General features: G+C 55.3%; 12 protein-coding genes. 10 read left to right on the top strand and 2 right to left on the bottom strand.

The genetic code is table 11. The features are described 5' to 3' along the window. Nucleotides 1-267 precede the first annotated feature (267 nt). On the top strand, nucleotides 268-819 hold the full coding sequence (locus HED22_RS15470) for a hypothetical protein (RefSeq protein ID WP_167723831.1): 552 nt from the start codon (nucleotides 268-270) through the stop codon (nucleotides 817-819). Between the two features lie 83 nt (nucleotides 820-902). On the opposite strand, the gene HED22_RS15465 is transcribed toward HED22_RS15470, so the two are convergent. Next, nucleotides 903-2363 carry an NAD-dependent succinate-semialdehyde dehydrogenase gene (locus HED22_RS15465; protein ID WP_167723829.1) on the bottom strand — a complete coding sequence of 487 codons (1461 nt, stop codon included), beginning with the start codon at nucleotides 2361-2363 and terminating at the stop codon, nucleotides 903-905. A 546-nt stretch (nucleotides 2364-2909) separates the two neighbouring features. Here HED22_RS15465 and glpD point away from each other — a divergent pair. The 9 genes from glpD to HED22_RS15420 all read left to right on the top strand — a co-directional run bounded on the left by glpD (nucleotide 2910) and on the right by HED22_RS15420 (nucleotide 14033). Further along, nucleotides 2910-4466: a glycerol-3-phosphate dehydrogenase gene (gene glpD / locus HED22_RS15460; RefSeq protein WP_167723827.1), complete on the top strand. Its 1557-nt coding sequence runs from the start codon at nucleotides 2910-2912 to the stop codon at nucleotides 4464-4466. Continuing rightward, complete coding sequence (locus HED22_RS15455; RefSeq protein WP_167723825.1) at nucleotides 4463-5563, top strand: ABC transporter ATP-binding protein; 1101 nt, start codon at nucleotides 4463-4465, stop codon at nucleotides 5561-5563. Before glpD ends, HED22_RS15455 begins: the two co-directional genes overlap by 4 nt. A gap of 16 nt (nucleotides 5564-5579) precedes the next feature. Beyond that, nucleotides 5580-6674 (top strand): ABC transporter ATP-binding protein, encoded by a 1095-nt coding sequence (locus HED22_RS15450; protein ID WP_167723823.1) that lies wholly within the window; start codon nucleotides 5580-5582, stop codon nucleotides 6672-6674. Between the two features lie 14 nt (nucleotides 6675-6688). Further along, a complete protein-coding gene (locus HED22_RS15445; protein ID WP_167723821.1) occupies nucleotides 6689-7561 on the top strand; it encodes a carbohydrate ABC transporter permease in 873 nt (290 codons plus the stop codon). A gap of 1 nt (nucleotide 7562) precedes the next feature. Beyond that, nucleotides 7563-8366 carry a carbohydrate ABC transporter permease gene (locus HED22_RS15440; protein ID WP_167723819.1) on the top strand — a complete coding sequence of 268 codons (804 nt, stop codon included), beginning with the start codon at nucleotides 7563-7565 and terminating at the stop codon, nucleotides 8364-8366. Between the two features lie 24 nt (nucleotides 8367-8390). Next, the gene (locus HED22_RS15435) at nucleotides 8391-8663 is read left to right on the top strand and encodes a DUF2160 domain-containing protein (protein ID WP_167723817.1); all 273 of its coding nucleotides are present in this window, start codon (nucleotides 8391-8393) and stop codon (nucleotides 8661-8663) included. A gap of 133 nt (nucleotides 8664-8796) precedes the next feature. Next, complete coding sequence (locus tag HED22_RS15430; RefSeq protein ID WP_167723815.1) at nucleotides 8797-10551, top strand: ABC transporter substrate-binding protein; 1755 nt, start codon at nucleotides 8797-8799, stop codon at nucleotides 10549-10551. Nucleotides 10552-10746: 195 nt separating this feature from the next. Continuing rightward, a complete protein-coding gene (locus HED22_RS19825; protein ID WP_167723812.1) occupies nucleotides 10747-13074 on the top strand; it encodes a HAMP domain-containing methyl-accepting chemotaxis protein in 2328 nt (775 codons plus the stop codon). Nucleotides 13075-13157: 83 nt separating this feature from the next. Continuing rightward, nucleotides 13158-14033 carry a tetratricopeptide repeat protein gene (locus tag HED22_RS15420; protein ID WP_254870094.1) on the top strand — a complete coding sequence of 292 codons (876 nt, stop codon included), beginning with the start codon at nucleotides 13158-13160 and terminating at the stop codon, nucleotides 14031-14033. Here the strand turns inward: HED22_RS15420 and mobA are convergent. Next, entirely contained in the window at nucleotides 14030-14677 is a 648-nt protein-coding gene (gene mobA / locus HED22_RS15415) for a molybdenum cofactor guanylyltransferase MobA (RefSeq protein WP_368484509.1), read from the bottom strand. The two genes, HED22_RS15420 and mobA, sit on opposite strands and share 4 nt — an antisense overlap. Between the last annotated feature and the right edge of the window lie 157 nt (nucleotides 14678-14834).

Below are 14834 nucleotides of genomic sequence, written 5' to 3'. Positions count from 1 at the left end.
CCCGTCTGTGTGACAAGGCCATTGGTTTTATCGCTCTATTTAGAAAAAAATCGCGGCAAAAAACAATTCGTTTTCGAAAATTTTTCTGCGCAATGCCGTCATGCCACTGATTTAAAACGAAATGTTCAAACCGATCTTGGGGCAAACACTGGGAAGACACTGGGAAGACACTGGGCAAAAGCATCCCGATTGAGCGCGGCACAGGGTTTGCATCGAAAACCGCAGAATGAAGTTCAACCGGCATCTTTTTCCCCATGGAGGTTTCTGATGGGTTTGTATGACATGTTGGTCAATGCCACCAACACAGCGCCTAATGCCAAAAGTGCTGCAAGTTTCGGTCAGACGATTGCATCGAACAGCAACCCGCTTCCCGAAGAGAAGAAGGAAGAAAATGCCGAGCTGGCCTATATCCGTGAGCATGGCTTTACGACCTATGTAAAGGAGATCGAGGAACGCAAGATCGAAGAATTGCGTGCCAAGATCCTCAAAAGCATGGGCCTGGATGAGGAAAGCCTTGCCGAAATGGATGCCGACGACCGTCAGGCGGTTGAAAAAGTCATTGCAGATGCGATCCAGCAACAACTCAATGGCAACAGCCTTGCCGAGGCCGAACTTGGCAAATCCGCAGATGGTGATGAAACCGCCGATGAACGCCGTGATCGCCTGCAGGCCAGGATCGCGTTCAATCCGAACATGTTTGATGTCTTCACCGAACTGCAGTCCGAACTGCCAAGCGGCTCGTCACAGTCAATTGCCGGTAATACTGATGAAGAGCCCAACGCATCCGGCGCGCGCAAAAAAGGCCTGTTTGAGGTCTGATAGCGCACCTACCCATACTGAACGTAAAAGGGCGCTGCGATTTGCAGCGCCCTTTTTGCATTTCTGTTGCCTGGTTGTGACGATTACTCGTCGACGCCAGCCATGCAGACATATTTGATTTCGAGATAATCCTCGACACCGTATTTCGATCCTTCACGGCCGACACCAGATTGCTTGACGCCACCAAACGGCGCAACCTCGGTCGAAATGATGCCGGTGTTCACCCCGACAATCCCGCTTTCCAGCCCTTCGGCCAGCTTCCAGATGCGCGAGATATCCCGCGAATAGAAGTAAGACGCCAGACCAAACTCGGAATCATTGGCCATTTCGAGGACTTCATCATCGGTCTTGAACCGGATCAGCGGGGCCATCGGACCAAAGGTTTCCTCGCGGAAGACTGTCATTTCGCGGGTTGCATCGGCAATCACGGTCGGCTGGAAGAACGAGCCACCTTTTTCGTGACGCTTGCCGCCCGTCAGGATGCGACCACCTTTTGACAGTGCATCCTCAATCTGGTTTTCAACCTTTTCGACCGCCTTTTCGGTGATCAGCGGGCCGATCACAACACCGTCGTCCGCACCGTTACCCACTGGCATTTCGGCGACCTTGGCGGCATATTTTTCGGCAAACTCCTCATAGACCGCATCATGGACGAACAGGCGGTTGGCACAAACACAGGTTTGACCGGCATTGCGGTATTTCGAGGCGATTGCCCCTTCGACCGCCGCATCAATATCGGCATCTTCACAGACGATGAACGGCGCATTGCCGCCAAGCTCAAGGCTTACCTTTTTGACGGTATCAGCACACTGACGCATCAACAGACGGCCGACCGCTGTCGATCCGGTAAAGGTCAGCTTGCGTACCTTGGCATTTTCGGTCATCTCGGCGCCAATTTCCTTGGCATCGCCGGTGACGATCGACAGCAGCCCCTTGGGAAGGCCCGCGCGTTCGGCGAGGATTGCCATGGCAAGCGCCGAATAGGGCGTTTCCATCGCCGGTTTGACCACCATCGCACAACCAACGGCCAGTGCCGGGGCAGCTTTACGGGTGATCATCGCGGTCGGGAAGTTCCATGGTGTGATGGCGGCACAAACACCAATCGGTTCTTTCAGAACCATCACACGGCGTCCCTCGGCAAAAGTCGGTATCACATCGCCATAAACGCGTTTGGCTTCTTCGGCGAACCACTGCAGGAACGATGAGCCATAGGCAATCTCGCCCTTGGCTTCGGCAAGGGGCTTGCCCTGCTCTGCCGTCATCAAGGCGGCCAGGTCGTCCTGATTTTCCATCATCAGGTCATACCATTTCATCAGAATGACCGAGCGCTCCTTGGCCGTGCGTTTTTTCCAGGCCTTTTGCGCCTTTTCGGCAACTTCGATGGCATGGGCAACCGCATCACGGCCAAGCACGGGAACTGTGCCAAGCACTTCGCCGGTTGCCGGGTTGGTTACCTGTTCGGTTTTCCCGTCTGGGGCATCGACCCATTCGCCGCCGACATAGGCCTGCTGGGTGAAAAGCGTGGGGTCTTTAAGCGAAATCATTTGAGTGCCTCCGGAAAGCATTATTGGGAGCGACATGATCGAACACTGGTCCTTATCTAGTCTGCTCCGTGGTGGATGCCACATTTTTGCGAGATATTCCCCCAATAGCAATCGCAAACCGGGGTAAACGTCCCGTTTGCCATAAGATTGCAGCCAACGGGTGTTTCAGGCCCTGTTTTAAAAGAACCTGCGGCACATTGCCGTCTGTTGATCTATTCCCGGCGCGCATAGATCACACCGGAATGCTGCACGCTTAAAAAACGCCCCACATCCCCTATTTTTTCATTTTCAACCGATTCTGAGCTTTCCTGCCCCCTGATTGGAAACGAAACAATACGGCTTTCCCGTGCCAGAGAACTTGGAACGCCAAGAAATTTGGAACAATAACAATACGTTACAATTCATCAAATTGAGTTCGTAATCGAAAATTTCAAATCACCATAATTTTCGCTTGCAATTATTTTGGGGCGTTCGTAACGTTTGTGAAAGAACAGAACGGCAGTTGAGAACAGCTGTCACAAATAAGAGCAATTGGGGAGGAATCGGTTGCTCACTCCAAACACATATGACATCGCCATCATTGGTGGTGGGATCAATGGCACGGGCATTGCGCGTGACGCGTCGGGCCGTGGGCTGAGCGTCTATCTGTGTGAGAAAGATGACCTCGCCAGCGCGACCTCGTCTGCCAGCACGAAACTGATCCATGGTGGCCTGCGCTATCTTGAGCATTATGAATTCCGCCTTGTGCGTGAGGCATTGATTGAACGTGAAGTTCTGCTGCGCGCAGCCCCGCACATCATCTGGCCGCTGCGTTTTGTCCTGCCCCACGTCAAGGGTTTGCGCCCGGCATGGATGATCCGGTTGGGCCTGTTTCTGTATGACCATCTCGGCGGCCGTGAAAAACTCCCCGGATCCAAAGGCATCAAACTCCGCAACCACCCGGCCGGGGCGCCCTTGGTCAAGGGTATGGAAAAGGCGTTCGTTTATTCTGATTGCTGGGTTCAGGACGCCCGCCTTGTGGTTCTCAATGCCATGGATGCGCGTGATCGCGGCGCCGATATCGAAACACGAACCGAATGTGTCTCGGCCAAGCGCGAAGGCGACTTGTGGGTTGTCACACTTCGCAACATCGATGACGGATCAGAAAAAACCATCAAGGCCAAATCACTGGTCAATGCGGCTGGCCCCTGGTGTGCCGACCTTTTGCAAAACCGGGTCGAAGCTAAGAAAAAACAGGGTATTCGCATGGTTCAGGGCAGCCATATCGTGGTGCCCAAACTGTTTGACCATGAATACTGCTATATCTTCCAGAACCCGGACGGACGGATTGTTTTTGCAATTCCCTATGAGCAGGACTTTACCCTGATCGGCACCACCGACCGTGATTACAAGGGTGATCCGGCCAAGGTCGCGATCAGCGCAGATGAAACCAAATATCTCTGCGAACTGGCCAATACCTATTTCGAAAAGAAAATCACCACCGACGATGTTGTCTGGGCCTATTCCGGCGTTCGCCCGCTTTATGGCGATGGCAGCGAAGATGCATCCCAGGTGACCCGTGATTATGTTCTGGAAATTGACCGGGGCGAAACGGCAGATAATGGTGCGCCGCTTCTAAACATCTATGGCGGCAAGATCACCACGTATCGCAAGCTGGCTGAATCCGCAATGAGCAAGCTTTGCCCGCTGCTTGGTCGCGATGACACAAGATGGACGGCGAACAAGCCACTTCCGGGCGGTGACATTCCGGATGCAGATTTCGAGCGGTATCTTACCGCGATGCACAAGAAGTTTCCCTGGATTCCAGACGCACAAATCTACCGCTACGTGCAAAACTACGGCACACTCACCAGCAAGATCATTGGGGAAGCCAGCGATCTGAAAGGGCTTGGAAAGCACTTTGGTGACGACGTATATGAGTGCGAATTGCGCCATCTGGTGGATCACGAATGGGCCAAAACGGCCGATGATATTTTGTGGCGCCGCTCCAAATTGGGGCTGCACCTTTCGGATGAGACGCGTAATGCCATTGTCCAATGGTTCAAAACCGAACCGACATCAAAAAACACCGTGAAAGCGGGCGAAGGAAACAGTGGAAAATGACCCTTACGCTTGAAAACATAACCAAGACCGTGGGTGGGGAAACCCACATCGACGATGTGTCGATGACCTTGGAACCGGGATCATTCAACGTCCTTTTGGGGCGGACCCTGGCCGGGAAAACCACCCTGATGCGGATCATGGCGGGGCTTGAGCCGCCGACCAAGGGCCGCATTCTTGTTGATGATACCGATGTGACCGGCATGGCCGTGCAGAAACGCAATGTCGCCATGGTCTATCAGCAGTTCATCAACTATCCGTCGATGAACGTGTTCGACAATATCGCATCACCGCTGAAGCTTCAGGGTGTCGACAAGGCCGAAATTGAAAAGCGTGTGCGCGAAACGGCCGAGCTGATGCATATCGAACATCTGCTGGATCGCCTGCCACAGGAACTTTCCGGTGGCCAGCAGCAGCGTACCGCCATGGCGCGCGCCATGGTCAAGGATTGCAAGCTGCTTTTGCTGGACGAACCGCTGGTCAACCTTGACTACAAGCTGCGAGAAGAACTGCGCGAAGAGATCCCGAACCTTCTGGCGAAACGCGATACCATCGTTGTCTATGCCACGACCGAGCCGATGGAAGCCCTGTTGCTTGGCGGGAAATGTGCGGTCATGCATGAAGGCCGGATGACCCAGTTCGGTCCGACGACACAGGTTTATCACAACCCGGCCTCGGTCGAGACCGGCCTGATCTTTTCCGATCCGCCGATCAACCTGGTCGAAGCCGAAGTACGCGATGGCGCGATCTTTATGAAAAGCGGCCATCAGGTCCCGCTTGCGGGGCATCTGGCAAATCTTGGTAATGGCCGTTACACGCTTGGCATTCGCGCCAATCATCTGTCGGTTGATCCGACCGGTGATGACACGATCACCATGCAGGGACAGGTCGAACTGGCCGAAATCACCGGTTCGGAAACATTTGTTCACGTTCATTTCAATGACGTGTCCTGGGTGATCCAGGAAGAGGGTGTTCACAACCCGCGCCTTGGCGAAGCCACCCAGTTCTATGTCGATCCGACACGCCTGTTTGCCTTTGATGCGAACGGCGCACTCGTGGCCGCCCCACCGGTCGAAGTCACCAACGGCAAAGCGGCGTGAGGGAAGAGTAAGTAAAATGGCACGTATTGATCTTAAAAGCCTTGCGCATTCCTACTTCCCCGACCCGAAAACGGACGAGGATTATGCGCTGCGTCGGATGGAACATGTTTGGGAAGATGGCGGGGCGTATGCCCTTCTCGGCCCGTCGGGTTGTGGCAAGACCACATTGCTCAACATCATTTCCGGCCTGTTGACCCCGTCACACGGTCAGGTCCTGTTTGATGGCAAGGATGTCACCCAACTGGCCCCCGAAGAACGCAACATCGCGCAGGTTTTCCAGTTCCCGGTGATCTATGACACCATGACGGTCTATGACAACCTGGCCTTCCCGCTGCGCAATCGCGGTATCGATGAAAAGCGTGTTGATGCCCGTGTTCGTGAAATTGCCGGAATGCTTGATCTGACCGGCAAGCTCAAACAAAAGGCGCGCGGCCTTGGTGCGGATGAAAAACAGACGATCTCGCTTGGGCGTGGTCTGGTGCGCGACGATGTTTCGGCCATTCTGTTTGACGAACCGCTGACCGTGATTGACCCGCATCTGAAATGGGTTCTGCGTCGCAAATTGAAGGAAATTCACAACAAGCTGCGCCCGACCATGGTTTACGTTACCCATGATCAGGTCGAGGCCCTGACCTTTGCCGACAAGGTTGTCGTCATGTATGGCGGCAAGGTCGTGCAGTTGGGGACCCCGCAGGAACTGTTTGAAAATCCGGCCCACACATTCGTCGGGTATTTCATCGGAAGCCCGGGCATGAACATCATGGATTGCAAGATCAATGATGGGGCTGCTTGGGTTGACGGACAGCGCATCGGTCTTTCAGACCGTCACCTGGACGCCATTTCCAAACAAAGCGGCAAGATCGAACTGGGCATTCGTCCCGAGTTCCTGACCCTTGAAACCGGCGATGCTGCCAAGGGCAGTGACGGTGTCGAGGTCAACATCACCAAGGTTGAAGACCTTGGTCAGTTCAAGATTGCAACCACCCGCTTCGGGTCATCTGAAATCAAGGTCAAGCTTGGCGAAGACGAACAGGTCATCGGCCAGTCCGGGGTTCTGCGTTTCGCACCGGAATGGACCAAGCTTTACGCCGACAGTCAGCTGGTCGCGTAAGGGGGGATGGGAAAATGAACAAGATTACCAACAACAAAGCCTGGTTCCTCGTCCTGCCAGTGTTCTTCATCGTGGCCATCAGTGCGATCATTCCGCTGATGACGGTTGTGAACTATTCCGTGCAGGACATTTTTGATCCGCAGACGCGCTTCTTTGTCGGCACCGAATGGTTTGAACAGGTCCTGAGTGACCGTCGCCTGCATGATGCCCTGATCCGTCAGATCGTCTACACAATGAGCGTGCTGCTGATCGAAGTTCCACTGGGTATTGCTGTGGCGCTTACCCTTCCGCGCAAAGGCTGGGGCGTATCGGCATCAATGGTACTTCTGGCCCTGCCACTTCTTATTCCATGGAACGTGGTCGGCACCATCTGGCAGATCTTTGGCCGTGCTGACATTGGTCTGGGTGGATATCTGATCAACCTGATGGGCATTGACTACAACTACGCCCAGAATTCGATGGATGCCTGGCTGACCGTGCTTGTCATGGATGTCTGGCACTGGACCAGCCTGATTGTTCTGCTGTGCTATGCGGGTCTGCGGTCGATCCCGGATGCCTATTATCAGGCAGCAAAGATCGACGGTGCATCGCGCTGGGCCGTGTTCCGCTTCATTCAGCTGCCGAAGATGCAGTCGGTTCTCGTGATTGGTGTGCTGCTGCGCTTCATGGACAGCTTCATGATCTACACCGAACCGTTCGTCCTGACCGGTGGCGGTCCGGGTAACGCAACGACCTTCCTTAGCCAGTTCCTCACACGGATGGCAGTTGGTCAGTTTGACCTTGGTCCGGCTGCGGCATTCTCGCTGGTCTACTTCCTGATCATTCTGCTGGTTTGCTGGGTTTTCTATACCGTCGTGATGAACGCCGGAAAGCAGGGGGAACAATAAAATGCAGTTCCAAAAACGACATATCGGACTTCTTCTTTATATTCTGTTCCTGTTGCTGCCGATCTATTGGCTGTTTAACATGTCGATCAAGACCAATACGGAAATCCTGGGCGCAATGACCCTGTTCCCGGACAATCCGACATTGGCCAACTATGCAACAATCCTGACGGATCCGGCATGGTACACGGGCTATATCAACTCGATGATCTATGTTGGCATCAATGTGGTGATTTCACTGGTTGTCGCCCTGCCCGCTGCTTATGCCTTTTCGCGGTTCAACTTCACCGGTGACAAGCATCTGTTCTTCTGGCTGCTGACCAACCGCATGGCACCGCCGGCGGTCTTCCTGTTGCCGTTCTTCCAGCTGTATTCAAGCGTCGGTCTGTTTGACACCCACATTGCTGTGGCACTGGCCCACTGCCTGTTTAACGTGCCGCTGGCGGTCTGGATCCTTGAAGGTTTCATGTCGGGCATTCCAAAGGAAATCGATGAAACCGCCTATGTGGATGGTTATTCGTTCCCGCGCTTCTTTGCCACGATCTTCATCCCGCTGATCCGTTCAGGCATCGGTGTGACCGCCTTCTTCTGCTTCATGTTCAGCTGGGTGGAACTGCTTCTGGCCCGGACGCTTACCTCGGTCGAGGCCAAACCGATTGCCGCCACCATGACCCGTACCGTTTCGGCATCGGGACTTGATTGGGGCGTGCTGGCGGCCGCGGGTGTTTTGACAATTGTCCCGGGTGCCTTGGTGATTTGGTTCGTTCGCAACTACATCGCCAAAGGTTTCGCCATGGGTCGCGTGTAATCGGAAAACAGGAGGAATATCAAAATGGCATGGATGGCCTGGACCCCGATTACCGCAGCGTTCTTTAGCTGCATCATCCTGATGTTGATCGGGATGGGAATTTGGCAGGCGGTTTCACCAACCGTTCCGCGGCGCGGCTTCTTGCCGCTGACCACGACACGCGGTGACCGTCTGTTCATCAGCTTGCTTGGTGCGGCCTATATCCATCTGGGCTGGATGGCATTTACCGATGCCGCCCTTTGGATTGGCTCCATCATCGCCCTTGCCTGGCTCATCATTGTGATGCGCTGGGGGTAAGAACCGAAACGGTACCGCATCCTACAGCGGTATCGTTTCCTTCGTATTCATCACGGTGGGTTGCCGTCTTCCCCCACCGCTGATGACCGGTTTTCCGGATGGGATAAAGGAAGACGACCAGGGAGAAAACGATATGATCGTTAAAGCCAAAGGCGCCAAAAGCGTTGTCAAAGGCAGCGCAGTTGCAGTCGCCCTTGGTCTGGCTGTGCTGGCAAACCCGGCAATGGCTGACCAATATACTGACGCAGCGAAGAAATGGATCGACAGCGAGTTTCAGCCGTCGAGCCTGAACAAAGATGCCCAGATGGCCGAGCTTGAGTGGTTCATCAAAGCAGCCGAACCGTTCCGCGGCATGGACATCAACGTGGTATCGGAAACCATCACCACGCACGAGTATGAGTCCAAGGTTCTGGCAAAGGCCTTCTCGGAAATCACCGGGATCAACCTGACCCATGACCTGATCGGCGAAGGCGATGTGATCGAAAAACTGCAGACCCAAATGCAGTCGAACCGCAACATCTATGACGCCTACATCAATGACTCGGATCTGATCGGTACGCATTCGCGTTACGACGCCGTTGTGCCGCTGTCTGACTTCATGTCAGGTGAAGGCGCAGACGTCACCTCCCCGACTCTTGACCTTGATGACTTCATCGGTCTGTCCTTCACCACCGGTCCGGATGGCAAGCTTTATCAGCTTCCTGACCAGCAGTTCGCGAACCTTTACTGGTTCCGTTATGACTGGTTCCAGCGCGAAGACCTGCAGGCGCAGTTCAAAGACAAGTACGGCTATGATCTTGGCGTTCCGGTCAACTGGTCTGCCTACGAAGACATTGCTGAATTCTTCACCAACGACGTGAAGGAAATCGACGGCAAGCAGGTCTATGGCCACATGGATTACGGTAAAAAAGACCCGTCGCTCGGCTGGCGCTTTACCGATGCGTGGCTGTCGATGGCAGGTGCCGGCGACAAGGGCATCCCGAACGGCCTTCCGGTCGACGAATGGGGTATCCGTGTTGAAGGTTGTGCACCGGCTGGTTCAAGCGTAACCCGCGGTGGCGCGGCAAACGGCCCGGCGGCTGTTTATGCCCTGACCAAATACATCGATTGGCTCAAAGCCTATGCGCCGCCTGAAGCAGCTGGCATGACCTTTGGTGAAGCTGGTCCGGTACCGGCACAGGGTCAGATTGCCCAGCAGATCTTCTGGTACACTGCATTCACCGCCGACATGGCCAAAGACGGTCTTCCGGTTGTGAACGCAGATGGCACGCCGAAATGGCGTATGGCGCCGTCGCCGCACGGCCCGTACTGGGAAGAAGGCATGAAGCTTGGTTATCAGGATACCGGTTCCTGGACCCTGATGAAGTCGACCCCGCTTGAGCGTCGTAAGGCAGCTTGGCTCTATGCCCAGTTCGTGACCTCGAAAACCGTATCGCTGAAAAAGACCCTCACCGGTCTGACACCGATCCGTCAGTCGGACCTCGACACCCAGGAAATGCTGGATGCCGCACCGAAACTTGGTGGTCTGGTTGAATTCTATCGTTCCCCGGCACGTGTTGCATGGACCCCGACCGGTACCAACGTTCCGGATTACCCGAAACTGGCTCAGCTGTGGTGGCAGAACGTTGCCGAAGCTGTTACCGGCGAACGGACCCCGCAGGAAGCCATGGACAACCTTGCCAGCTCCATGGACCGTGTCATGCAGCGTCTGGAACGTGCCGGCATCGGTGGCGAATGTGCACCGAAGCTGAACGAAGAGCGTGATGCCCAGTACTGGTTCGACCAGCCGGGCGCACCGAAGGCGAAACTCGCCAACGAGAAGCCGCAAGGTGAGACCGTCAAATATGACGATCTGATCGCGGCATGGCGTGAGGGCCGCGTCAAGTAAGGGCCCACTGGGGGTGCCGGGGATGTTTATCATCCCCGGCCGTCCCACCTGATTTTCCAAGACAATTCATACTGCCGACGCGTATTCCATTAAGTCATAGAAACCCAAGAAATCCGAAAAACGGATGCACATTTCCCAAACAAGGGAATTGTCTGCCCAAAGTAAAAAAACAAAGGGCCAGACAGGGAGGAAACAGTGAATACCGCCTTCAAAAAACGTCGCGCGGGCCTTGGCATTCAAGGCCGGCTTATGGCTTCTTTTGCCTTGATTCTGGTTCTGGCCGGCATTTCGTCGGCCGTGTCATGGGTGTCTTTTGGCAGTAATCGCGACCTTGTCGCCGACATTACAACCAACAGCCTGCCCTCGATCATCCGTCAGATGGAACTGGCGACGAACGGTGTTGGCCTTGCCGCACAAGCCCCGGTGCTTGCCGCGTCGCGAGATACCGAAGAACTGGCAGCAACCGATGCCCGCCTTGATCAACTTATTGCCACTGCCCGGGCCAGGCTTGAGGAAATCACCGAAGCCAATCCGGATTCCATCATGATTGACCTGGCCAGCCGGAACGCTGGCGAAGGTACGGGGTCAAACGCGCCCGAAGTTGCTGATGGCGCGGAAAACACCGATGGCGCAGAAGCAACTGGCGGTGATGCGGAAACGACCGCGCCGGAGCCGGAACTTGTCGATGCGATTTCCATTCTGACAGAGCATCTGGATAACATCGTCACCGGGCGTGAACGCCTTTATGAACTGACCACCCGCCGTCTTGAGATTGAAAAGCAGCGCGGTGATCTGACCCTTGATATGGTCTTTGCCTATACCGATCTGTCGGAATTCCTGAGCCCGCTGGTTGAGGTCGTTGATATTGATGTGGATCGCGGTATTTCACGCGTTGCCAATGGCAATACCGATGCAGCAGCAAAGCTTGAAGAAACCATCGGTTTTTCACAGCTGATTTCGGAAATCCGCGCGAATGTGAACCTTGCCTTTGGCATGCTGACCGCCGCCATCGCCGTGCCTGAGGGCGAGGCCATGGATGAAGTCCGCAATCAATGGAGCTGGGCAGAGCTGCGCATTACCGATGCGCTTGAAGAACTGCCTGAAAATGATGACGGTACGCGTATCCGCGAACTGGCCACCGCCCTTCTGGCCTTTGGCAAAGGCAGCAACAGTGTCTTTGATTTGCGCGAGGCAGAATGGGACAACCAGTATGAGACCGAACAAACCCTTGATGCCACATTGGCAACCGCAGAAGCACTGTCAAACGCCATCGCCTTGATGGTCGACACCAAACGCATCGAGGTTGACGCCAACGCCACCGAAGCACTTTCAAAGGTCGAATGGGATCAGCAGGTCATTGCGATCATCGGGATTGCTGTTCTGGTGATATCGCTCCTGATCATGCTGTTTTATGTGCGCGGTAACCTGATCAAACGCCTGCTTCGCGTCATTGACGGGATGCGCAAAGTTGCCAACGGCGATCTTGCGACCGAGGTCAATGATACCGGGCGCGACGAAATTGGCCGTATGGCAGAAATACTTGGTCAGTTCCGCGAAACCAGCCTTGCTGCGCAACAAGCCGAAGAAAAGGTCGCGCGTGAACGCGAACATGCCGAAAGCGAACGGCGCCGCGCGATGCTTGATCTGGCTGACGCATTTGAGACCTCGATCATGCAGGTCGCACAAGGTGTGGCGCACGAGGCCGAAAACATCCAGACCACATCCAACCAGGTCCGCGACCGCGCACAGGTGGCCTCGACCAATGCGACGGGTGTTGCCGGCGCGTCCGAGGAAATCTCGATCAATATGGCCTCGGTCTCAGATGCGGCACGCTCCCTGTCGGATCGGGTAAGCGATACCGGCAACCGGGCACAAAAGTCCGTCGGTGCGGCAACCAATGCGGTGGAGGCAGCCCAGCGTACCAATGCCACCATGCACGAACTTGAAACCGGTGCGCAGGAAATTGGTGAAATCCTGAACCTGATTCAAGATATCGCAGCCCAAACCAACCTGCTTGCACTCAATGCCACCATTGAAGCAGCAAGGGCTGGCGAAGCGGGCAAGGGATTTGCCGTTGTCGCACAGGAAGTCAAAAACCTTGCCAACCAGACTGGAACGGCGACTGATCGCATTGCCGAACGGATCAATGAAATCCAGTCAACCACCGGCGTCGCCGTCAAGGCCATTGCCGAAATTCGCGACAGCATCACCGGCATTCATGAAACCGTTGGCGAGATGTCCGATGCGGTAAGCGAACAACAGGAATTCGTCGCAGAAATCGCCAGCAACGTCGAACAATCCGCAACGGCTGCCAGCGAGATGAATGGCACCATCGCACAGGTCAGCACCGCAGCAGATGACAACCTTGATGCGGTTGATGGCCTGCTCGACGCGACAGGTCGCCTGCGTGATCAGTCCGATGATCTGGGCAACCGGGTGCGTGATTTCCTGACAACCATCCGCGCCGAGCAGCCCCAGACGAAATCACACAATCAAACAACCGAAGTTACCTCCCTGCGATAAAGGCAACTTGCCAGGATGGATCGCCTGATCTGTCCTGGCATTTTTTTTCGCCCGATTTGCACAGAAATGTTAGACAAGACACCATGAAAAACTTCATTGCCCGTTCAGCAAAATCATCCTGTTTCAACGCCACAACCGTTGGCGCTTTGACGCTTGCCACGATGATTGCCTTGGGTGCGGTCCCTGCATCGGCATCATCCGCACTTGATGACGGGATCAATGCGTATCGTGATGGCGAATTTGGAAAATCAGCCGCTACTTTTGCGCCTCTGGCCGAAAACGGCAACGCCACCGCGCAGTATCTTCTGTCCTGTCAGACCATCAATGGGGTTGGCGTCCCCGCCAATGAGAATACTGGCTGGGCCCTGATGGAACAGGCATCTGAAAACAACAATCCCGATGCCAGCGTTGTCATGGCACGCCGTCTGGAAGCCTTGGGCGGTGAAAAGGCCGATATTCGCGATCTCTATACCAGTGCGGCTCAGAAAAACAACACGCAGGCCATGCTGTGGCTGGCGCTTGACGCGCTCGATCGAGGCGAAGGGGCCACAGCAAAAGCACATCTGAAACAAGCCTGGGAAATTGGTGATCCGCGTGCGGCCACCCTGCTTGCCAACCGGTTTTCCGAAAGCGATGTGGACCGTCTGACCTATCTTAGGCGCGCCGCCCAGCACGGTGAAATGCGCGCAGCCGCCTATCTTGCTGAAGAGGCCCGCGCGGTAGATGACAAGGCCGAGGCCGTTGGATGGTGCGCGATTGCGACCGGCATGCCCGGCCACAACGAAGATATCGACTGGAAATCCATCGGGGATGCGGTCGAGGAGAACTGTGGCAAATTTGACGAGGACCTGTCACCCGAGGACCGCGCCATCAACCGCGAACGCGTCGATCATTTCCTGGCCGAGTTCTTCAAAAACTATCAGCCATGGCAGCCCTGGCGCGGCTGCGCGGTTGACTAACCCTGTTCGGTTAGTGTGCTCGCAAGGGCCGCATTGACCAGCTTGAGATCATCGGGTGTATTGACGTTGGTAAACGGCTCCACCCCGGCCACGCGCTCTTCAAAAATCACCCGAGGCGCCCCCAGCGCCTGCAAAGGTCCGCGCACGCGGCGGTTATCGTTTGCCAACAAATCGGCAATTACCGCCGCGGCATCACGGTGCCAGATGCTTGAAAGGTAATGATCGCGGTCGAGATGGCTGGCAAAGGCCGCTTTGGCATCGTCTGCTTGGGCCGCACCTAGCAAACGCGCCACCATATCAAGCGGTACAATCGGGCAATCGACCGGGAAGGTCACCAGCCAGTCGATGCCATCGGGCAGTGCATTCAAACCACCCAAAATACCGCCCAATGGCCCCTGCCCCGGTTCGGGCTCATCCCCAACCACCGGCAAGCCGTAATCGGCAAATGCTTCTGCCCCGGCATTGGATGAAATCATCACCTGATCGCACTGCGACTGGGCGACCTCAATCACCCGGCCGATCAGGCTTTTACCGCCGACCTCGCGAAAGGCCTTGTTCCCGCCCATGCGGCGTGCCTCGCCCCCGGCCAGAACAAGACCGACGGTCGGAACCTTTGGGGCGTGGTGTTGATCGGGGTTCGTCACGTGAACATCAAACCTTTGAAGTGCGGCGCGTCATCATATGGCTTGATCATAGTCCAGAGCATCGAGCCATGCATCTATCGTCTTGGCCCAAGTGCCCTTTTTGGATGCAAACACCCATGCTGCACTGCGTCATTTTTACATTGTCGCAATGCATCCC

The organism is Thalassospira sp. HF15, assembly GCF_011806525.1.
Taxonomy (GTDB): domain Bacteria; phylum Pseudomonadota; class Alphaproteobacteria; order Rhodospirillales; family Thalassospiraceae; genus Thalassospira.
The sequence above is the reverse complement of the archived record's forward strand: the minus strand, read 5'-3'. Positions and strand labels throughout refer to the sequence as shown.